This is a genomic window from Bradyrhizobium sp. OK095 (assembly GCF_900109945.1).
In the GTDB taxonomy this organism is placed as follows: Bacteria; Pseudomonadota; Alphaproteobacteria; order Rhizobiales; family Xanthobacteraceae; genus Bradyrhizobium.
In genome coordinates this window covers 21,331-42,345 of sequence record NZ_FOBX01000017.1, presented here as the reverse complement: position 1 = coordinate 42,345, position 21,015 = coordinate 21,331, and the positions used below count along the sequence as shown (strand labels likewise).

The window sequence follows — 21,015 nt, the reverse complement described above, 5'->3', positions numbered from 1 at the left end:
GGACCTAAAAACTGGCACCCAAAACTGGCGCCAACCTCACGTCGCGAATTCACCGGCCTACGCAATCACATCAAGGCCGGGCCTAAAGACGCTTGCCGAGCGGGATTCTCTCCGATTCCGGACCCCCCTGCGGCATTTTTATAAAGCGTCCGCTGTGGCCAAACTAGGGCCTTTGCGCCGGCACGGAAAAACCCTTCTTCAATTCGACGCCCCGGCCGTCGCCAGCCGTTTAGCCAGGAACCCGTCGATCGCCTGGGCCATCGAGCCCACGGCCTTGGATCGCCAGCCCTCCGAGACCAGATGCTCCAGATCGCCCTTGTTGGAGACATAGCCGATCTCGACCAGCACCGAGGGCACATCGGGCGCCTTCAGCACCCGGAAACCGGCCGATTTCAGGGGATGCTTGTGCATCCGCACGGTCGACTTCAATTCGCCCATCAGCAAATGAGCAAAACGATTTGAAAACGTACGGGTTTCCCGCTGCGTCAGGTCGATCAGGATGTCGGCGACGTCGGTCGGCTCCTCCGCCAGATTGAAGCCAGCGATCGCGTCCGCACGGTTTTCGGCGTCCGCCAGGCGTTGGGCCTCGGCATCGGACGCCTTGTCGGACAGCGTATAGATGGTGGCGCCCTGCGCGTCCCCCTCGGCGCGCGGCAGCGCATCGGCATGAATAGAGACGAACAGCGCGGCCTTCAGGTTGCGCGCGATCTTGGTCCGGTCATTGAGCGGGATGAACGTGTCGTCGTTGCGCGTCATCACCACCCGGTATTTGCCGGCCTTTTCCAGCCGGTCGCGTAGCGCGAGGCCAAAGGCCAGCACCAGGTTCTTCTCGCTCTCGCCGCTGGATTGCGTACCGTTGTCGATGCCGCCGTGACCGGGATCGATCACGACCACCGGGCGTCCATCGACCTTCTGCTGCAGCCCCTCAGGGGCCGCCGTAGCGGGAACAGTTGCTGGCGGCGCGTCTGCGATCGCGGGCCGCAGCTCGGGGCGGTTTTCCGGGGCGAGCGATTGCACGAAGGCGGTGCGGTCGACCTCCTCCAGCTCAAGCACCAGCCGGGCAGGCTGGCCGTTGGCCGCCTCCAGCACATAGGAATTGGCGATCTTGGCCGGGCCCGTCAGGTCGAACACGATTCGCGAGCCGCCGGGCATGACGAGCCCGTAGCGGAAGGCCTTGACCAGCCCCCGCCCTCCAGAGCCGATGCCAGCGGGCAGCTGAAAATTGATTTGTGGGACGTCCACCACGACCCGATAGGGGTCGGCGAGCGTCACGGCGCGGAAGCTGATGGTCTGGTCGATGTCGAGAATGAAGCGGGTCTGCTTGCCATCGCCGGCCAGGCGGGCGGCCGAGGCGATCGGAAAATTCGCTACTGCAACAGAGGGTTGCGCCTGGCTTTCCGCGGCGCTCAGGCGCGAGGAATCAGCGCACGGCAGTGCTGCGGCGCACAGTAGTACGCATCCCAGCAAAACCCTTTGATTTGCGCGGCTCGCCACCGATTCCGTGCCTCCGAGCAGCTTCTTTAACGCAATAGAACCACAGGGTTAATCGATCCCTAATGACGGACGCGCGAAACTCGCTGACTGTGACCGCCGTGCGACGCTCCTTGCACGGCTGGCCCAATCCACGTATGTACGGAGTGCTGACGGCCGATATTTCCGGTTGTGTCGCATTCAGCCTTCCGGTGCAGCGCCGGAACTCCCAAGGTTTGGGAATTCCAGCGTTTTCCGTTCCCCTCTAAGACCAGCGCGGTGCGCGGCAGCGAGACGGAACGGGTCAAGCCCCGGCGGCGGACGGTTTCCGGGTACCACTCATGTGTCCGGGACGGTTCTGACAGCGGCGTAACCCATTACCCGGTCCCTTGATCCCAAGGGGGCGGTTCGTGATCCCCAAGGCGAGCGCGCTCGCGCCATGCCTGGCCAGCAGCAACTGATTGAGGGGCGGCCCCGCCGCCCAATGTTTCATACGGGCCGACGCTTGATGCGCCAGACTGTGCCGACGAATTCTGAAGGACCATTCGCGACGCTGCGGAGTGAAAATCCCGCGCGCCGCTTCGGTCCTTCGGCATCCGATTCGGCAAGGCGCGAGAGACGGCGTTTCGGCCTTCCCCTCACCCCCGAATCAGGTGGACCGTCGCGTCACCCGGCAGCGCACATTGCGCCCACGGTGAATCGCGCCCGCCGCCGCCAAGAGTTAAGACATGCCCAACAAGATGTTGATCGATGCCACCCACCCGGAAGAGACCCGGGTCGTCGTGGTCCGCGGCAATCGCGTCGAAGAGTTTGATTTCGAGACCGCACAACGCAAGCAACTGCGCGGGAATATCTACCTCGCCAAGGTCACAAGGGTCGAACCGTCGCTCCAGGCCGCCTTCGTCGAATATGGTGGCAACCGCCACGGCTTCCTCGCCTTCAGCGAAATCCATCCCGACTACTACCAGATCCCGGTCGCCGACCGGCAGGCGCTGATCGAGGCCGAGGAACAGGCCCATCGCGAAGCCGAGGAAGAGAGCGAGAACCGCTCCCACGGCCGCCGCCGCTCGCGCCACCGCAATTCCCGCCGCCGCAGTCAGGGCGAACGCGTCCGCAGCGATGTCGTCGAGGGTGCCGGTCCCGCCGCCCAGCCAGTCGAGGGCGAGGCCCTGCATACCGAAGGTGCGTCGCACGAGGGTGAGCATCTGCACGCCGATGCCGAGCATCACGGCGCGTACGAAGCCCATGATCATGACGGACATGATCACGAAGAGCATGGGCACGATGATCACCATCATGCGCACGATCACGATGACCATGGTCACGAAGGCGAGCACGATCATCACCACCATGATCATGCTGACGCGACGTCTGCGCCTGTCGGTGCCGAGCCAATGGCCGCTGCCGAGCCATACGAGGCAGACGCATCCGAAACACATGCCGAGGCCCTCGCCGAAGCAGTGACATCGGCCGCTGAACCGGCCGATGCCGTGTACGCCGCCGGCGAGAGCGCCGAGGCTCCACATCACGAATCCGAAGCGACGGCCGAGGACGACGACGAGGACGAGGACGACGAGGAAGCCGAAGAGGACATCGTCGAATCCGTCGGCGGCGACGATGTGCTCGAGGAAGTGCCGGAGCGCACCTTCCGCCCGCGCCGCCAGTACAAGATCCAGGAAGTCATCAAGCGCCGCCAGGTGATGCTGGTGCAGGTCGTCAAGGAAGAGCGCGGCAACAAGGGCGCGGCGCTGACGACTTATCTGTCGCTCGCCGGCCGTTATGCCGTGTTGATGCCGAACACCGCGCGTGGCGGCGGCATCAGCCGCAAGATCACCAGCGCGCAGGACCGTTCCCGCCTGAAGGAAGTGGTGCAGGACCTCGACGTGCCCGAGGGCATGGGCATCATCCTGCGCACCGCCGGTGCTGCCCGCACCAAGCCCGAGATCAAGCGCGACTTCGAATATCTGATCCGGATGTGGGAGACGGTGCGCGATCTGACGCTGCAGTCGCAGGCCCCGACCCTCGTCTACGAGGAAGGCTCGCTGATCAAGCGCTCGCTGCGCGACCTCTACAACAAGGAGATCGACGAAATCCAGGTTGCCGGTGAAGCCGGCCACCGCGAAGCGCGCGACTTCATGAAGATGCTGATGCCCGCCAATGTCAGCGCGGTGAAGCAGTATCGCGACGGCCAGCCGCTGTTCTCGCGGATGGGCGTCGAGAGCCAGCTCGACGCGATGTTCTCGCCGACCGTGCAGTTGCGCTCCGGCGGCTATATCGTGATCAACCAGACCGAAGCGCTGGTCTCGATCGACGTCAACTCCGGCCGCTCGACCCGCGAGCACCATATCGAGGACACGGCGCTCAAGACCAATCTGGAAGCATCCGAAGAGGTCGCCCGCCAGCTTCGCCTGCGCGACCTCGCCGGCCTGATCGTCATCGACTTCATCGACATGGACGAGAAGCGCAACAACCGTGCGGTCGAGCGCAAGCTCTCCGATTGCCTGCGGCAGGATCGCGCGCGCATCCAGGTTGGCCGCATCTCGCATTTCGGCCTGCTGGAAATGTCGCGCCAGCGCATCCGCGCCAGCGTGCTGGAATCCTCGACCGATCCCTGCCCGCATTGCGGCGGCACCGGCCACCTCCGCTCGGTGGCATCGGTTGCTCTCCAGCTGCTGCGCGGCCTCGAAGAGATCCTGATGAAGGGCGCGACCCACAATCTCGTGGTCCGCACCCGCACCGACGTCGCGCTCTATGTGCTGAACCACAAGCGCGGCCATCTGCGCGATCTCGAGAACGGCTTCAAGGTGACGCTGTCGGTCATCGCCGACCCCAGCGTCAGCGGACCGCAGGCCTATCTCATCGATCGCGGCGAGCAGGTGCATACGCTCGAAGCCGCCAAGGCGCTGCTGGTGACACAGGCCGCCGCGAGCCCGCCGCCGCTGGCTGAAGAAGCCTATGACGACGAGGAATTCGATCCGGAGATCGAATCCGAGGTCGAGACCGAGGAGACCGAAGGTCTCGCCGAGGAGCAGGCCACCGGTGACGCAGCCTCCGAGCAGGACGGCGCGCGCCGCGGCAAGCGTCGCCGTCGCCGCCGCGGCCGCGGTGGCCAGCGCGACGGTGAGCCTCGCGAGGATGGCGCTCCGGCGTCTTCCGAAGCGGCAGTGGCAGCCGGCGAAGCCGAAGAGGATGCCGAGTCCGAGCAGGATGGAGAAGAAGCCAACGACCAGGCAGGTCAGGGTCGCGGCGATCAGGAAGGCGCGGCCGATCGCAGGCGCCGGCGTGGTCGCAGGGGCGGACGTCGTCGGCGGGGTAGCGGCGAGGAAGGTCTTGCCGGTTCCATCAGCGACGAGCTCGCGGCCAATGCACCGTCGGAAGCAACCGAAGCCGTTGCCGATTTCGACGGCGCCGGCGACGAGGCTGCGCCATCGATCGCGCAGGCCGAACCCACCGCCGAGCCGCGGTTCACTCAGCCTGAGCCGCGCGCCGAAGTGCGGACCGAGGCACCGGCCCGGCCGGAGCCGGCTCCCGCTGCCGTTGCTGCGGAAGAAGAGCCCGCCGACGACAAGACTGCGCGACGCCGCTCCACGGTCCGCGAAAAGGTGAGCTTCCTGTCGAGCAGCTCGAGCGAGCCGGCAGCGCCGGTTGCGCAGGCGACCGAACAACCGGTCGCTCCGCCCGCACCGGCACCTGAGCCCGCGCCGGAAGAAGCAAGCGAGACTCCGGGCGCCCCGCGTCGCGCCGGCTGGTGGTCGCGCCGCTTCGGCGGCGGCGAGTAAGCCGGACACTCCATAAAAAAACGCCCGGCCAAGCCGGGCGTTTTTCGTTTCAAGGCTCGCGAAAACGCTACGACGGCAATTCGTCATCGCCGAGCGGCGCCACCTCGCGCGAGGCGATCTGGCGAAGCTGGTCGTAGAGATCGGGCGCCTCGCTGGTGCAGAGGCAAACGCCCGTTGCGGAAGGTCTCTCGCCGGCATTGAGGTAGGCGTGGCCCATGGTGCTGTCGAGATAGATGCCGTCGCCCTCGTCCAGGATCTCCGGCGCGTAGAACTCGGTGTGCACGGCAACGCGTCCGCTCGTCACCCAAAAATACTCCTCGCCGCCATGGCGCAGCAACGGGCCAAATTCCTCCAGCGACCGCGCACGGACCTCGGCCACGATCGGCACCATGCGTTTGCCGATCAGGTCGGTGCATTGATAGGTGTAGGTGTAGAATTTCGTGGTGATGATTTGGCCCTGCCCGGCCCGGCTGATGCTCCGCCGCGCGGTGACCGGCCGGCCCAGTGCAGGCGCCGAGACCGCCGGATTGAACAGCTCGGCGATCTCCATCTTCAGGCCCGAGGTGAGCTGCAGCAGCTTGTCGTAGGTCAGCGACATCAGGCCGTTCTCGACCTTGGATAGGGTGGAGAGCGCCATGCCGGTCCGCTCCGCCACCTGCTTGAGCGTCAGGCCGCGGGCCTGGCGGGCGGCCTTGAGGCATTGGCCGAGTTGCGAATTGGCCCCCTCGGGCGTCGTTGCGATCTCGCTCATGCAGAAATGCTACCACGGCGGCTGAAAAATTGTTGACCTATCCGTCTAATCTTTTCGACTGAAACCGGCTCGATGGAACCGACTTGACCACCCGCTCAGCAGCCACACCAGCATTTGTGCATGAAGCGCCCCGGTTTGACGATTATTGGTGCGCCATCCTCACTTTCCGATATGCTAAATCGTTTTCATAATCTGAAAGGGATTGGCATTGTCCGAATTGTGCGATTCCAGCGCCGTTGAGCTGCGCCGCCTGCTGTCCGCCAAGGCGATCTCGCCTGTCGAGCTGCTCGACGCCTGCCTGTCGCGCATTGCCAGCATCAATCCCGCCGTGAACGCCGTCGTGACGCTGGACGAGCCGGGGGCGCGCACCGCCGCGAAGGCGGCCGAGGCGGCCATCCTGCGTGGCGAGGATCGCGGCGCGCTCGCCGGGCTTCCCGTCCTGATCAAGGACACCCAGGACACCGCGGGGATGCGCTCCACCTATGGCAGCCCGCTGTTGCGCGACAATGTCCCGGTCGCGGACCAGGGCTCGGTTGCGCGCTTACGCGCCGCCGGCGCCATCATCTTCGGCAAGACCAACACGCCGGAATGGGCGGCCGGTGCCAACACCCGCAATCCCGTGTTCGGCGCGACCGGCAATCCCTTCGATCCCATGCGCTCGGCGGCCGGCTCCTCCGGCGGCTCGGCGGTCGCGCTCGCCTGCGGCATGGCCCCGCTCGCCTCGGGCTCCGACACCGGCGGCTCCTTGCGCAATCCGGCCGGCTTCTCCGGCATCGTCGGCATGCGTCCCTCCTACGGCCTCGTGCCCAGCGAAAAGCGCATCTTCGGCTGGTCCAACCTGTCGACCGACGGGCCGATGGCGCGCAATGTCACTGATGCCGCGCTGATGCTGTCGGTGATGGCGAGCGACGATGCCCGCGATCCGCTCGCCTACACCCTGCCCGGCGAGCCCGTGCGTGCGCGCGCCGACCGCTGGTCCGCGCCGCATCCTGCGGACCTCGGCAAGCTGCGTCTCGCTTTCACGGAAGATTTCGGCTTCGCACCGACCGAGCAGGCGATCCGCCGCGTGTTCCGCGCGCGCGTGAGCAAGCTCGCACCGCTGTTTGCCGAAAGCCGCGAGGCGACGCCCGACTGCTCAGGCGCCGACGATGCCTTCGCCGTGCTGCGCGCGGGGATGTTCCTGGCGACGCATGGCAAGAACTACAAAGAACGTCCCGAGATGCTCGGTCCCAACGTTCGCGCCAATGTCGAGGAAGGCCTCGGCTATTCGCTCGAAGACCAAGCCCGCGCCTCTACGACACAGACGCGGATCTATCGCGCCTACCAGACTTTCTTCGCAAATTGCGACGTGCTGATCAGCCCGACGATCACGCTCAGCCCGCGTCCCTGGTCAGAATCCTATCCCGCCGAGATCGACGGCGTGCCGACCAGATCCTATTTCCACTGGCTCGCGCTCGCTTACGCCGTAACGCTTCCCGGCCATCCCGCGATCAGCATTCCGCTCGGCCGCGACGAAGCCGGGCTGCCTTTCGGCCTCCAGATCGTCGGCCCGCGCGGCGGCGACGCCATCGTGCTCGCGGTCGCAGCGAGCATCGAGGCTGCGTTCGCGAACGATGCACAATTGTGCCGGCCGGTGCCCGACCTGGCACGGCTCGCCGCTACGCCGCCGCTGTCGGCAGCGCCCGGCTTTCTCACCTGGGAATAGGCGGCTGGGTGATGACGACGTTCTGACAGGAGAATTCTGCCGATGCAAAGCGCAATCATTCTTGGCGGTGGCATGGTCGGTGTAGGCGCGGCGCTGCATTTGCAGCAGCGCGGCTGGTCGGTCACGCTGGTCGACCGCAGGGAGCCCGGGCGCGAGACCAGCTACGGCAATGCGGGGATGATCCAGGCCGAAGCGGTCCGCCCCTATCCGATGCCGCGCGACCTCGCTTCGCTCGTGAAGATCGCGACCGGCCGCACCAACGACGTGCGCTACAGCCTGTCGTCGCTTCATCGTCATATCGAACCCCTGCTCCGTTACTGGTGGCATTCGGCGCCGAAGCGGCATCGCGAGGCGATCGTCGGCTGGGCGCGCCTGATCGCCTACGCCACGCCGGAGCACGACATCCTCATTCGCGAAGCCCATGCCGACAATCTGATCCGCCGCGCCGGCTACCGAGCGGTGTATCGCGACGCTGCCGCCCTGGAGCATTCGATCAAGGACGCGGAACAGGACCTGCGCGAATTCGGCGTGAAGTTTCGCGTGCTGTCAGGTAGCGAGCTGACCAAGGCCGAGCCGATCCTGCGCGACGATCTTCCCGGCGCGATTCATTGGCTCGACACCTGGACCGTGTCCGATCCCGGTGCGCTGGTGACCGCCTATGCCGAACTGTTCCAGCGCCTCGGCGGCACCATCGTGCTCGGCGATGCGCAGTCGTTGCAGCAGACGGCAACCGGCTGGTCGGTCAACACCGACCAGGGACGGATCGATGCCGCCAACGCCGTCGTGACCCTCGGACCGTGGTCGCCGGATCTCCTGTACAAGTTCGGCTATCGCATCCCGCTGGTGCGCAAGCGCGGCTACCACATGCATTACAGCGGCGGCGCCTCGCTCGACCTGCCTTTGGTCGACAAGGGCAGCGGCTATGCCATGGGCCCGATGGCCAAGGGCATCCGCATCACCACCGGCGCCGAACTGACGGGGCCGGACTCGCTCGCAACGCCGATACAGCTCGCCAGCGCGGAAGCCTCCGCACGCGAGCTGATCGATCTCGGCAAGCGCGCCGAGCCCGACCCGTGGTTCGGCACGAGGCCATGCTCGCCCGACATGCTCCCGGTGCTCGGCCGCGGGCCGCGCCATCCCGGCCTCTGGATGAACTTTGGCCACGGCCACCAGGGCTTTACGCTCGGGCCCGCGACGGGACGCCTGCTCGCGGAGATGATGAACGGCGAGACGCCGTCGATCGATCCGACGCCTTATCGGCCGGAGCGGTTTTAGCCCCAGTCCTTTAGATTTGGGCGTTCGCGGCCAGCACCGCGAGCGCGGCCGATATCCGCATCAGCGGGTCATCCCATTCGCGGGGGCTACGCTGGCGGAACAGCCGCATGGTCGGATACCACGGGCTGTCCTCGCGCTCGCGCAGCCAGCGCCAGTCGAGCGCGTAAGGCGTCAGCATCCACACGGTGCGGCCAAGCGCGCCGGCAAGATGCGCAACTGATGTATCGACGGCAATGACGAGATCGAGCGCTACGACCGCTGCGGCCGTGTCGCCGAAATCACCGAGCGCTGGTGCCAGATCGATGATGTCCTTGCCAAGCGACGCCAGCACCTCGCCATCTTCGGGGCGCGGATCCTTTTGCAAGGAGTAGAGCTGGACGCCCGGCATCACGAGGCGCGGCAGCACTGAAGCGGCCGACAGCGAGCGCTGCCGGTCGCCCTTATGCCTGATATTGCCGGCCCAGACCACGCCGACCTTCAGCGCCTTCACATCCGCGAGCGCCGCGCGCCAGCGCGACAATTTTGCGGGATCGGGATGCAGATACGGGACATCGGCCGGAATGGTGTCGAGCGTGGTGCCGAACACGCGCGGCAGGCTCATCAGCGGCAGTTGCAGATCGAACGGCGGCAGCGGCTCGCCGCGAGAGATCACAGTGACGTCGGGGAGCTGCCGCAGCAGCGCAGCGAGCGCAGGCTGAACCTGCAAGATGATCCTGCCGCCCTTCGCAGCCACCATCGGCAAATAGCGCACGAAATGCAGGGCGTCGCCGAGCCCATATTCGGCGAACAGCAGCAGCGTGCGGCCATCAAGCGGCTCGCCCTGCCATTCCGGCTCGGTGAACTCGGGATCGCCGTCCGACAGCGACTTGCATTTGCGCCGCCAGCGATAGGCCTCGAACCCGTTGACGAGATCGCCGTTCATCAGCAGGAAGTGCGCGTGGTTGTACTGCGCGAGCGGCTGCTCCGGATCGAGCGCGATCGCGCGATGCGAGACCGCGAGCGCCTCGTCGATCTCGCCGGCATTGCGCAGCGCGACCGCGAGATTGGCGTGGCCCTTGGCATAGTCAGGATCGGCCACCACCGCGCAACGGTGCGCCGCGACGGCGTGCTCCACGCGCTCCTGCTTCTCGAAGATGATGCCGAGATTGGTCCAGGCGGGGGCGTGATCGGGCTTCAGCAGCAGCGCGTGCTCGCAGGCGTCAATCGCCTCATCGAGATTGCCAAGCTCGGAAAGACAGGCGCCGAGATTGCTGGCGATGACGTGATCAGAGGCATCCAGCGCAAAGGCCCGCCGGTAGATCGCGGCAGCCTCGGGCAGATGACCGGCCTCATGCAGGACGAGACCGAGCAGGCGCAGCGCCGGACCATTGTCCCGCGCGAGCGCGATGGCGCGGCGGTACTGGACGATGGCGCCTTCCAGCAGCCCCTGCCGATAGAGCGCGGCGCCAAGATTGCAGAGCAGCCCGGGATCATCGGGATCGCTGTCGAGCGCGCGCCGATAGGCTGCCTCCGCCTCGCCGAGCCTTTTTTGATCAGCGAGGAGATTGCCGAGATTGAGCCAGACGCCGCGATAGGTCGGCTCCCGCGCAATCGCCGCGCGATAGGCCTCTTCGGCCTCGGCGAGCCGTCCCTGCTCCGCCAGCGCGACGGCGAGGTTGAAGCAGGCCCGCGTCAGATGCGCATCGAGCGCCAGCGCGCGACGGTAGGCAGCTTCGGCCTCGTCGAAACGCGCGAGCTCACCGAGCGCGACGCCGAGCTTGTTGTGCAGGCCGGCATCGTCAGGCCGCCGGACCAGCGCGCGACGGAACGCGGCCACGGCCCCCTCCTGCTCGCCCTTCACCGCCAGCGCGTCGCCGAGCGTGACCAGCGCCGGCGCGTGCTCGGGATCGATGTTGAAGACGCGGCCGAGCAGCACGGCCCCCTCGCTCGCGCGGTCGGTGACGAAGGCAGCCACGGCGGCCAGATGCAGCGCCGGGACGTGATCCGGATCGGCTTTCAAAACCTCCGCGCAGAGCGCATCCGCCTGTTCCGGCCGCCCCGCCGCAAAATGCTCCGCCGCCTGCACCACAATCGGATTCACAGCCGCATTGCCCACAATACCACCCACCCCTTCGAGGTCCGAGATGCGGGTTAAACGCGCGAGGTGGCAAATTCCGTCAGTCGGCGCGCTCGGCCAGCAACGTCCTGATGCGGTCGGCATCATCAGGCGTCGCCGGGTTGTAGACGATCATGCTCAGATCGGGCCGCCCCTCGACGTTGAAGCTCGAATATTCGAACGACATGGTGCCGTGCACGGGGTGCTTCAGCCGCTTGGTGCCGTCGCCATGATGGCGCACGTCGTTGTCGCGCCAGAGTGCTGCGAATTCCGGGCTGGTCAGGCACAGCTCGTCGACGAAATCGGCGACATGCGACACCGCGCCTGCGCGCGCGGCATCCGCCCGGAACGCTGCGACCACGAAGCGTGCGACGCTGTCCCAGTCATACTGCGCGGCGCGCACGCGCGGATCGCAGAAGATGAAGCGGAGGATGTTGCGCTTGTCCGGCGGGATCGCGCCGTAATCCGTCAGCACCACGCTCGCCGCGCGATTCCAGGCAACGACGTCCCAGGTCGCGGTCCGCACCAGCGCCGGGCTGAACGCGAGCGCGTCGAGCACGCGCTGGAGGCGCGGCGAGACGCCTTCGCTTGCCTGGTAACGTACTTCGGGCGGGCGGCCGAGGCCGATCAGGAACAGATGCTCGCGCTCGACATCGGTCAGCATCAGCGCGCGGGCGATGCGGTCGAGCACATCGGCCGACGGCGCCCCGCCGCGGCCCTGCTCCAGCCACGTGTACCAGGTCGCGCTGATATTGGCGCGCTGGGCCACCTCCTCGCGGCGTAGTCCGGGCGTGCGCCTGCGGCTGCCAGCGAAGCCGAACGCGGCGGCGTCGAGCCTGGTGCGACGGTCCTTCAGATAGGTCCCGAGCAGGTTCTCGCTGGTGACGGTCTCGCTCATCCTGTTAGTTATTATACCCTGATAATGTCACGACTTTACCCGGATAATCCTAGCGCAGATGCTCGTCTCCACCAACCCCTCTGGAGATTGCTCATGCGTGTATTCGTAACTGGCGCCACCGGCTTCGTCGGCTCCGCCGTCGTGCGGGACCTCATCGCCGCCGGCCATCGCGTGCTCGGCCTTGCCCGCTCCGATGCCGGCGCAGCCGCCCTCACCGCGATGGGCGCCGAGGTCCATCGCGGTTCGCTGGAGGACCATGCGTCCCTGCGCAACGGCGCGGCCACCGCGGACGGCGTTCTGCACCTCGGCTTCAACCACGACTTCTCGAAATTCCTGGACAATTGCGAGCTGGACCGCCGCGCGATCCTGGCAATCGGCGAGGAGCTGAAGGGCTCCGAGCGTCCGCTCATCGTCACGTCAGGCGTGGCGCTGCTTGCCCCCGGACGTCTCGCGACCGAGGACGACGAGGCAGCGCAGCATTTCCCACGCGTCTCGGAATCGGTCGCGCTGTCGCTCGCCGGCGTCCGCGCCGCCGCGGTTCGGCTTCCGCCGTCCACGCACGGAGAAGGCGATCACGGCTTCGTTCCGATCCTCATCAATCTTGCACGCGAGAAAGGCGTGGCAGCCTATATCGGCGACGGCATGAACCGCTGGCCGGCCGCGCACCGTGTCGATGCCGCGCGCGTTTATCGTCTCGCGCTGGAGCAAGGCGCAACCATGAAGCACTATCACGCGATCGCGGAAGAAGGCATTCCGTTCAAGGCGATTGCCGAGGTGATCGGCAAAAGGCTCGGTTTGCCCGTGGTCTCGAAATCCACTGATGAGGCCGAGGCGCATTTCGGCTGGTTCGCGCGGTTTGCCGCCGTCGACGTTCCGACCTCGAGCGCAAAGACGCGGGCCCTGCTCAGCTGGGAGGCCAAAGAAAAAGGGCTGATCGAGGATCTCGACCAGCCCTATTACTTCAAGGTCTGAGGCGCAAAGCGCCGCCAGCAGATCAGTCCGTCGTGACAGCGGTTTCCATGTCCGTCGGATCGATCTGCCTGGCAAGGGCGGCATTGAGCTTGTCGCGATCGAGCTCGCCCTCCCACCAGGCGACGATCACGCAGGCCACGCCGTTACCGCACAGATTGGTCAGCGCGCGGCACTCGCTCATGAACTTGTCGATGCCGAGCACGATCGCCATGCCCGGCACCAGGCGCGGGTCGACCACGGCCAGCGTCGCGGCGAGCGTAATGAAGCCCGCCCCGGTGATGCCGGAGGCACCCTTCGAGGTCAGCATCGCCACCACCAGGATCGTGAGCTGCTGGCCGAAGGTCAGATCGAAGCCGAGCGCCTGCGCGATGAACAGCGTCGCCAGCGTCATGTAGATGTTGGTGCCGTCGAGGTTGAACGAGTAACCCGTGGGCACCACGAGGCCGACAACCGATTTGGAGCAGCCGAGACGTTCGAGCTTCTCCATCAGGGACGGCAGCGCGCTTTCCGACGACGAGGTGCCAAGCACGATCAGAAGCTCGTCCTTGATGTAGGCCAGGAACTTGAAGATCGAGAATCCGGCGAAGCGCGCGATGGTGCCGAGCACCACGAAGACGAACAACGCGGCGGTCAGATAGAACGTCGCAATCAGGCCCATCAAATTGAGGATAGCGCCGGTACCAAATTTGCCGATGGTGAAAGCCATCGCACCGAACGCGCCGATCGGCGCCGCACGCATCACGATGGAGATGACGCCGAACACCGCGTGCGCGGCGTCGTCGATGAAGCTGCGGATCACATGGCCGCGCTCGCCGAGCCCCATGATGGCGAAGCCGAACAGCACCGAGAACAGCAGCACCTGGAGGATCTCGCCCTGCGCGAAGGCGCCGACCACGGTGTCGGGAATGATGTGCAGGATGAAGTCGACCGACTTCTGGCCCTCGGCCTGCTTGGCGTAGTTGGCGACGGCGCTCGCGTTGGCGCCCGCATTGCCGAAGCCGGCGCCCGGCTTGAGGATGTTGCCGACGAGAAGTCCGATCACCAGCGCGAAGGTCGAGACGATCTCGAAATAGATCAGCGCCTTGACACCGATGCGTCCGACCTTCTTGGCGTCCTGGATGTGGGCGATGCCGGAGACCACGGTGCAGAAGATGATCGGGGCGATCACCATCTTGATCAGCTTGATGAAGCCGTCGCCCATCGCCTTGATCCATTCGTTGGTGGCAACGGTCGGCCAGAGCCAGCCAACGATGGCGCCGAGCACGATCGCGATCAGCACCTGAATGTAAAGCACCCTGTACCACGGCTTGGCTGCGGCGGGCGCGATCGGCGCCCCCGCCATCGTTGTCGTCGTCATTGTTTCACTCCCCCTCAAACTCAGAGCCAGCCAAGATCAACTTGGCCGGCCCTGTCAATTGGAACTGCTCGTTCTGGAGCGCTTTACCCGCGACGATCGACGATCCGGCGAGCCGCCGGCATCAACGTCGCGCCCAGCGCGTTCTTGACCAGCGACGCCGCAACGAACGGTGCCACGCCGACGGCCCAAGCCTTGGTCGCGCCAAGGCCGATGCCATAGGCCAGCCAACCGAAGCCGGCGATGAAAATGACGACATGGGCGATCGCCATGGCCGCAAACAGCAGCAGGACGTTGCGGTCCCAGCCGCGCTCCGCAAGCCAGCCGGTGATGAAGGCAGCGAGCACGAAGCCGTACAGATAGCCCGCGGTCGGGCCGACCAGCGGTGCAATGCCACCCACCGGGCCGGCGAACACCGGCAGGCCCATCGCGCCTTCGGCGAGGTAGGCAATCATGGTTGCGCTGCCAAGGCGCCAGCCATAGGCGGCACCGATCATCAGCACCACCAGCGTCTGCAAGGTCATGGGCACGTAAGGCAGTGGCAGGTTCACCTTGGCTGACAGCGTCATCAGTGCTGTGCCAAGCGCGATCAGCACAACGGCGCGCAAGGCACCGACGCTTTCGCCCGGCCGGGTCGGCCACATCAAGGCGGCGAGAGGAGAATGCGAGGCGGCAGACGGGACGGAACGGTTGGACAAGTTGCACTCCAGAATTCTGTCGAAAACTCGCGGCTATTTAAGCCAGCCAGCGATCCGGTCAACTGCCTCCCGCATCTCATCGGCCGAGCGTGCATAGGACAATCGTATGAACGAGCGGCCATGGATGGGATCGAAATCGAGGCCAGGCGTGGCTGCAACGTGCGCCTGCTCCAGCATCTGCTTGGCGAACTCGAAACTGTCAGAGGTGAAATCCGAGACGTCGGCATAGAGGTAGAATGCGCCATCGGCCGGCAGGAACTTGCTGAGGCCTGCTTTCGGCAATCCCTCGATCAGAATACGCCGGTTTTCCTGATAGCCGTGCCTGATCTCCTCCATCTCGGCCGCGCCGTCGAAGGCGGCCTCTGCCGCGATCTGTGACAGCGACGGCACCGAGATCGAGAGGTTCTGCTGCAGCCGCTCGATCGGCCGCACCAGGATCTCGGGCACCACCATCCAGCCGACGCGCCAGCCGGTCATGCAAAAATACTTCGAGAACGAGTTGATCACGAGTGCGTGGTCGGAGAGCGAGGCCGCCGTCACCGCCGGAAACGCATAGTCGAGCCCGTGATAGATCTCGTCCGAGATAAAGCGGATGTCGGCATCCTCGGAAGCCGCGATCAGGCCGGTGAGCGCCTCCCGGGACATCATCGTTCCCGTCGGATTGGCGGGACTGCCGACCAGCACGCCCTTCAGCGGCGCCTTGCGATGGGCGGCAAGCAGCGCCTCGCCGGTCAGCGCGTGACGCGTCTCGTTCGTGGTCTCGATCAGCACCGGCTCGCAGCCGAGCGCGGTGAGGATATGGCGGTATGGCGGATAGCCCGGCACCGTCACGGCGACGCGGTCGCCGGGCTCGAACATCGACAGGAAGGCCAGGATGAAGCCGCCGGATGAGCCCGTCGTCACCACGATCCGCTCAGGGCTGACGTCGCAGCCATAGGCATCACGATAGTGGCGCGCAATGCGGGCGCGCAGGGAGGGGATGCCGAGCGCGGAGGTATAATCGATCCGCCCCGCCTCGAGCGCCGCGTGGGCGGCCGCAATCGCGGTCTTCGGGGCGCCTGCCGCGGGCTGGCCGACCTCCATATGGATGACATGGCCGCCGGCCGCCTCGATTCGGGCCGCCGCGGCCATCACGTCCATCACCATGAACGGGGGAACGTCGCTGCGGCGGGAGGGCTCGAGCCACTGCCCCAACCGGTTCCTCAATGTCGCATCGTGCATCGATTTCTGCTATTTCGCTGGCGAACCGGGCCGTCCGGTCCGGGAAACGGGGCGCTTGCGCCCCAGACTGGCCGCATTGTACGGCTCATAAGGGGTACGGCTTATAAGGGCATATCGCGTATCCGGTCCGCCGCCAATCGCCAAAACCAAACACGAAACTGCTTCCAAGTCCGTTTGACCCAGACCGTTTGATGTTGCTCCAGATCGCATTGCGCAAGAAGGCCTCCGCCCTCACCGCCGTCGTCACGGCCGCGGCGATCGCGCTGTTGCCGTTGCCGGCCGTGCATGCCCAGGGCAAAGGGCCGCCGGTCCTGCGCGACACCGAGACCGAGCAGCTGCTGCGCGACTACACGCGCCCGATCCTGCGCGTCGCCGGTCTGGAGAAGCAGAACATCCAGATGGTGATCATCAACGAGGCCTCGTTCAACGCCTTCGTCGCGGACGGCCGCCGTATCTTCGTCAATTACGGCGCGATCCTCCAGTCGGAGACGCCGAACCAGATCATCGGCGTGCTCGCGCACGAGACCGGGCATCTGGCCGGCGGCCATCTGTCCAAGCTGCGCGAACAGCTCGCCAATGCCCAGACCCAGATGATCATCGCGATGCTGCTCGGCGCCGGCGCGATTGCCGTCGGCAGCACCCGCGGCAGCAGCAGCGCCGGCAATAACGGGCTCGCCAATGCCGGAGCTGCCGCGATCGCCGGTCCGCAGGAGATGATCCGCCGGACGCTGCTGTCCTATCAGCGCCAGCAGGAGGAGAACGCCGACCGCGCCGGCGTGAAATTCCTGACTGCGACCCAGCAATCGCCGAAGGGCATGTACGAGACCTTCAAGCGCTTCACCAGCGAGAGCCTGTTTGCGGCACGCGGCGCCGATCCCTATCTCCAGTCGCACCCGATGCCCGCCGAGCGCGTCGCCTCGCTTCAGGAATTCGCCAGCGCCAGCCCCTATTGGGACAAGAAGGACGATCCGGCGCTCCAGCTCCGCCACGACATGGTGCGCGCCAAGATCTCGGCCTTCATGGAGCGGCCGGAGACGGTGTATCGCCGCTATCCGCAGACCAATGACAGCCTGCCGGCGCGCTATGCCCGCGCCATCAGCACCTATCTGCACGGCGATCTGCGCAGCGCGCTCGCCCAGATCGACGCGCTGATTCAGGTCCAGCCCAACAATGCGTATTTTTACGAGGTGCGCGGCCAGGCCCTGCTGGAGGGCGGCAAGCCGGCCGAGGCGATCCCTGCCCTGCGCAAGGCGGTTCAGCTCTCGAACAATTCGCCCCTCATCGAGATGTTACTTGGGCAGGCTCTGGTTGGGTCCGATAATAAGGCCTACACGGACGATGCCGTTCGGATTCTCCGGGCCGCGGTCGCACGGGAACCCGAGGCCGCGCTCGGCTACATGCAGCTCGCGATGGCCTATGGCCGGAAGGGAGACTATGCCGAGGCGGATCTGGCGTCGGCGCAGGCCGCTTATCTGCGCGGCGACAACAAGACCGCCCGCGAGCTTGCCACGCGCGCGAAGACCCGTTTCGCCGTCGGCACGCCCGGATGGGTCAAGGCCGACGATATCGTGGCGTCAAAAGCGCCGCGCGACTAACGCGACCAAGACTAACGCCACCAAGACGAACTCAACCAGGACGACGCCTGACACCACGACGTCACGCCACCGGGCTTAAGTCCGCCGGGACGTTTTCCGAAACCTGCTTTGGATAAGAGGATTTGCCTATGCCTTCGCTGCGCCTGCTTGCTCCCGCGCTGTTTGCGCTCGCCATGTTCGGCGCAATCGCGCCCGCGTCGGCCGACAGCTTCTCCGATGCCCAGCGCACCGACATCGAGGCGATCGTCAAGAACTACCTCATCAGCCATCCCGAGGTGCTCGAGGAAGCTATGGCCGAGCTCAGCAAGCGCCAGGCCACGGCCGAAACGCAGAAGCACGAGGCCAGCATCGCGCAGAATTCCGACGCGATCTTCAACTCGCCGCGCCAAGTCGTGCTCGGCAACAAGGACGGCGACGTCACCTTCGTCGAGTTCTTCGACTACAATTGCGGCTACTGCAAGCGCGCGATGGGCGACATGCTCGACCTCATGAAGGCCGATCCGAAGCTGAAAATCGTGCTGAAGGAGTTTCCGGTGCTGAGCCAGGGCTCGGTAGAAGCAGCGCAGGTTGCGGTCGCCGTGCGCATGCAGGATCCCTCCGGCAAGAAGTACCTCGACTTCCACCAGAAGCTGCTCGGTGGCCGCGGCGCCGCCGACAAGGCGCGCGCGCTCCAGGCGGCCAAGGAAGCCGGCCTCGACACCGCGAAGATCGAGAAGGACATCGCCAGCCCCGAGGTTCGCGCCACCATCGAAGAGAACTTCAAGCTCGCCGAAGCGATGGGCATGAACGGCACGCCGAGCTACGTGATCGGCAAGCAGATCGTGATCGGCGCCGTCGGCCTCGACGGCCTCAAGGAAAAGATCGGCGTCGCCCGCTGCGGCAAGGCGACCTGCTAAAAGAGGCGACTTGCTGATCGCGCATCTAACAACTCACGCATGCGACGAGGCCGGCTGAAAAGCCGGCCTTTTTGCTGCGTCGAACCTTGGCGCGAATCCGGCGCGCCCGTTCATCTCGCGTTTAAGAAACAAATGCCGCGGAACCCCGGATGTTCCGGAACTCCTGATACCTCCTTTCGTTGTTGGCGCGGGCAATGACGCAAATAAACACGTGAGGAGAATCTAGATGTCGAACCGCTTTATGATCTCGGTTGCCGCGCTTGCACTGTTCGCCGGCACCGGTCTGGCGAACGCACAAGGCACGATGAAGAACGACGGCGGCGGCTCTGGCGCTCAGCCGACACAGCACTCGCAGCCCGCCGGCGGTGCCGCCGAGCGCGGTGGCGCAATGGGCAAGGAAGCTGCTCCCGACAAGGGCACCGTGGGCCAGGCTGGCGGCGCGATGAAGCCCGGCGGAGCCGCCGAGGAGAAGTCGTCCGGCGCGATGGAGAAATCCGGTGCCGCGGAGAAGTCCGGCGGGATGGAAAAGCCCGGCGCGATGAACAAGAACGCGGCTGACGACAAGGCCGGCATGGCGAAGGGCGAGCACGCCCAGGGTCAGATGGACAAGTCCGCGCAGGACAAGTCGAAGAGCACGATGGACAAGTCCCAGATGGACAAGTCCAAGAGCACGGAGACCGACACCAAGAGCGGCAACATGAACGCCCAGACCAAGGGCGCGGACAACAACAAGGCTGCCGACACCAAGTCCCAGACCACGACCGGTACCGCCTCTGCGACGGCGTCTGCGCCGCCGGCCGAGAAGCGGACCCAGATCTCCACGGCGATCAGGTCGACCAAGATCGAGGAGACCACGAACGTCAACTTCAACATCTCGGTCGGTACGGCGATCCCGGCGTCCGTCCGCTTCCACCCGCTGCCGCCCCAGATCGTGGAAATCTATCCGGAGTGGCGCGGCTATGACGTGATCTTCGTCCACGGCCAGTACATCATCGTCCGTCCCCAGACGCGCGAGATCGTCTACATCATCGAAGGCTAAGCTGCTTCGCTGACCGAACGTCCCGAATGGCCCCTGCCGAGAGATCGGCGGGGGCTTTCGGCCGATGGGGAGAGCGCTACCCTCGGCCGCTCCGGCAGCCATGCTTTGAACTGGTTAACAAGCAATTTCCGTAGCTTCCGCACAGGTTTTTGCACCCCGGATGAGGTACCTGAAGGCCCCCGGGAGGCCCTTCAAGGCTTCCCCTAGGACGCTTTGTTACCTATAACCCCCGCCACGCCGAAACACCTCTTCCGGGATTGGAATGGCTGAACCTGCAACCGACACGATCCTCGTTCTCAACGGGCCGAACCTCAACATGTTGGGGACACGCGAGCCCGAGAAGTATGGCCATGCGACGCTGGCCGACGTCGAGGCGCTGTGCCGGGAGACGGCCGCGAGCTTCGGTCTCAAGGCCGACTGCCGCCAGTCCAACCGCGAGGGCGAGCTGATCGACTTCATCCACGAGGCGCATGCGCGCAAGATGAAGGGCATCATCATCAATGCCGGCGGCTATTCGCACACCTCGATCGCGCTGCACGACGCGCTGCTTGCGGTGCAGATCCCGACGGTCGAAGTGCACGTGACCAACATCCACGCGCGCGAAAATTTTCGTCACCACTCCTATACCGCACGCGCGGCCTTCGCCTCGCTCTGCGGTTTCGGCATCGAGGGCTACCGCCTCGCCATCCAGGGCCTTGCCGCCAAGCTCGGCATCAAGCCCAAAGCCTGACGCCCCCTCCTCACACAGAACATTCGGATCAAACAACATGGCGCGCCAGCCAGACGACAAAGCAGCCGCAAAGTTTTCCAGCGAGGATTCCGCGCTCGTCCGCGAGCTCGCGCTTCTGCTCGATGAGACCAGCCTCACCGAGATCGAGATCGAGCGCGCCGGCCTGCGCCTGCGCGTGGCCCGCAACATCAGCGTTGCCGCGACCATGCCGATGGCGCATGCGGCCCACGCGCCGGTCGGTATTGCCGCCGCCGCACCGGCGGCCGCCGCTCCGGACCTGTCGAAGCATCCGGGCGCCGTGACCTCGCCGATGGTCGGCACCGCCTATTGGTCGCCGGAGCCCGGCGCCAAGCCGTTCATCGAGGTCGGCAGCAAGGTCTCGGTCGGCCAGACGCTGCTGATCATCGAAGCCATGAAGACCATGAACCAGATCCCGTCGACGCGTGCCGGCACCGTGACGCAGATCCTGGTCGAGGACGGCCAGCCGGTCGAGTTCGGCGAGCCGCTCGTCATCATTGAATAACGGTTGACGGCGGC

At 65.6% G+C, this 21,015-nt stretch carries 16 protein-coding genes; 9 read left to right on the top strand and 7 right to left on the bottom strand.

The genetic code is table 11. The features are described 5' to 3' along the window. Window positions 1-198 precede the first annotated feature (198 nt). The gene (locus BMW89_RS32530; RefSeq protein ID WP_092034358.1) at window positions 199-1,494 is read right to left on the bottom strand and encodes an N-acetylmuramoyl-L-alanine amidase; all 1,296 of its coding nucleotides are present in this window, start codon (window positions 1,492-1,494) and stop codon (window positions 199-201) included. Window positions 1,495-2,198: 704 nt separating this feature from the next. Here BMW89_RS32530 and BMW89_RS32525 point away from each other — a divergent pair. Further along, complete coding sequence (locus tag BMW89_RS32525) at window positions 2,199-5,249, top strand: Rne/Rng family ribonuclease (RefSeq protein WP_092034355.1); 3,051 nt, start codon at window positions 2,199-2,201, stop codon at window positions 5,247-5,249. 67 nt (window positions 5,250-5,316) lie between these two features. Here BMW89_RS32525 and BMW89_RS32520 read toward each other — a convergent pair whose 3' ends face one another. After that, the gene (locus BMW89_RS32520; protein ID WP_092034353.1) at window positions 5,317-6,000 is read right to left on the bottom strand and encodes a helix-turn-helix domain-containing protein; all 684 of its coding nucleotides are present in this window, start codon (window positions 5,998-6,000) and stop codon (window positions 5,317-5,319) included. Window positions 6,001-6,208: 208 nt separating this feature from the next. Between BMW89_RS32520 and BMW89_RS32515 the strand changes: the two genes are divergently transcribed. After that, on the top strand, window positions 6,209-7,705 hold the full coding sequence (locus tag BMW89_RS32515; protein ID WP_092034350.1) for an amidase: 1,497 nt from the start codon (window positions 6,209-6,211) through the stop codon (window positions 7,703-7,705). A 42-nt stretch (window positions 7,706-7,747) separates the two neighbouring features. Beyond that, window positions 7,748-8,980 (top strand): NAD(P)/FAD-dependent oxidoreductase, encoded by a 1,233-nt coding sequence (locus BMW89_RS32510; RefSeq protein WP_092034347.1) that lies wholly within the window; start codon window positions 7,748-7,750, stop codon window positions 8,978-8,980. 10 nt (window positions 8,981-8,990) lie between these two features. On the opposite strand, the gene BMW89_RS32505 is transcribed toward BMW89_RS32510, so the two are convergent. Together BMW89_RS32505 and BMW89_RS32500 are read right to left on the bottom strand one after the other, a co-directional pair. Continuing rightward, a complete protein-coding gene (locus BMW89_RS32505) occupies window positions 8,991-11,060 on the bottom strand; it encodes a tetratricopeptide repeat protein (RefSeq protein WP_244547747.1) in 2,070 nt (689 codons plus the stop codon). A 76-nt stretch (window positions 11,061-11,136) separates the two neighbouring features. After that, complete coding sequence (locus BMW89_RS32500) at window positions 11,137-11,973, bottom strand: helix-turn-helix transcriptional regulator (protein WP_092034341.1); 837 nt, start codon at window positions 11,971-11,973, stop codon at window positions 11,137-11,139. A 93-nt stretch (window positions 11,974-12,066) separates the two neighbouring features. On the opposite strand from BMW89_RS32500, the gene BMW89_RS32495 reads away from it, so the two are divergent. After that, window positions 12,067-12,945 carry an SDR family oxidoreductase gene (locus BMW89_RS32495; protein ID WP_092034338.1) on the top strand — a complete coding sequence of 293 codons (879 nt, stop codon included), beginning with the start codon at window positions 12,067-12,069 and terminating at the stop codon, window positions 12,943-12,945. Between the two features lie 22 nt (window positions 12,946-12,967). On the opposite strand, the gene BMW89_RS32490 is transcribed toward BMW89_RS32495, so the two are convergent. From BMW89_RS32490 to BMW89_RS32480, 3 genes are all read right to left on the bottom strand, one after another. Then, complete coding sequence (locus BMW89_RS32490) at window positions 12,968-14,302, bottom strand: dicarboxylate/amino acid:cation symporter (RefSeq protein WP_092034335.1); 1,335 nt, start codon at window positions 14,300-14,302, stop codon at window positions 12,968-12,970. Between the two features lie 83 nt (window positions 14,303-14,385). Further along, the gene (locus BMW89_RS32485; protein WP_092034332.1) at window positions 14,386-14,943 is read right to left on the bottom strand and encodes a biotin transporter BioY; all 558 of its coding nucleotides are present in this window, start codon (window positions 14,941-14,943) and stop codon (window positions 14,386-14,388) included. Between the two features lie 87 nt (window positions 14,944-15,030). Further along, entirely contained in the window at window positions 15,031-16,218 is a 1,188-nt protein-coding gene (locus BMW89_RS32480; RefSeq protein ID WP_092034331.1) for a pyridoxal phosphate-dependent aminotransferase, read from the bottom strand. 191 nt (window positions 16,219-16,409) lie between these two features. On the opposite strand from BMW89_RS32480, the gene BMW89_RS32475 reads away from it, so the two are divergent. From BMW89_RS32475 to accB, 5 genes are all read left to right on the top strand, one after another. After that, complete coding sequence (locus BMW89_RS32475; protein ID WP_092034328.1) at window positions 16,410-17,813, top strand: M48 family metalloprotease; 1,404 nt, start codon at window positions 16,410-16,412, stop codon at window positions 17,811-17,813. Between the two features lie 128 nt (window positions 17,814-17,941). Further along, on the top strand, window positions 17,942-18,709 hold the full coding sequence (locus BMW89_RS32470; RefSeq protein WP_092034326.1) for a DsbA family protein: 768 nt from the start codon (window positions 17,942-17,944) through the stop codon (window positions 18,707-18,709). A 226-nt stretch (window positions 18,710-18,935) separates the two neighbouring features. Continuing rightward, complete coding sequence (locus BMW89_RS32465) at window positions 18,936-19,748, top strand: DUF1236 domain-containing protein (RefSeq protein WP_092034323.1); 813 nt, start codon at window positions 18,936-18,938, stop codon at window positions 19,746-19,748. 262 nt (window positions 19,749-20,010) lie between these two features. Then, window positions 20,011-20,478 (top strand): type II 3-dehydroquinate dehydratase, encoded by a 468-nt coding sequence (gene aroQ, locus BMW89_RS32460; RefSeq protein WP_092034320.1) that lies wholly within the window; start codon window positions 20,011-20,013, stop codon window positions 20,476-20,478. Window positions 20,479-20,515: 37 nt separating this feature from the next. Continuing rightward, window positions 20,516-21,001 carry an acetyl-CoA carboxylase biotin carboxyl carrier protein gene (gene accB, locus BMW89_RS32455; protein WP_092034318.1) on the top strand — a complete coding sequence of 162 codons (486 nt, stop codon included), beginning with the start codon at window positions 20,516-20,518 and terminating at the stop codon, window positions 20,999-21,001. Window positions 21,002-21,015 lie beyond the last annotated feature (14 nt).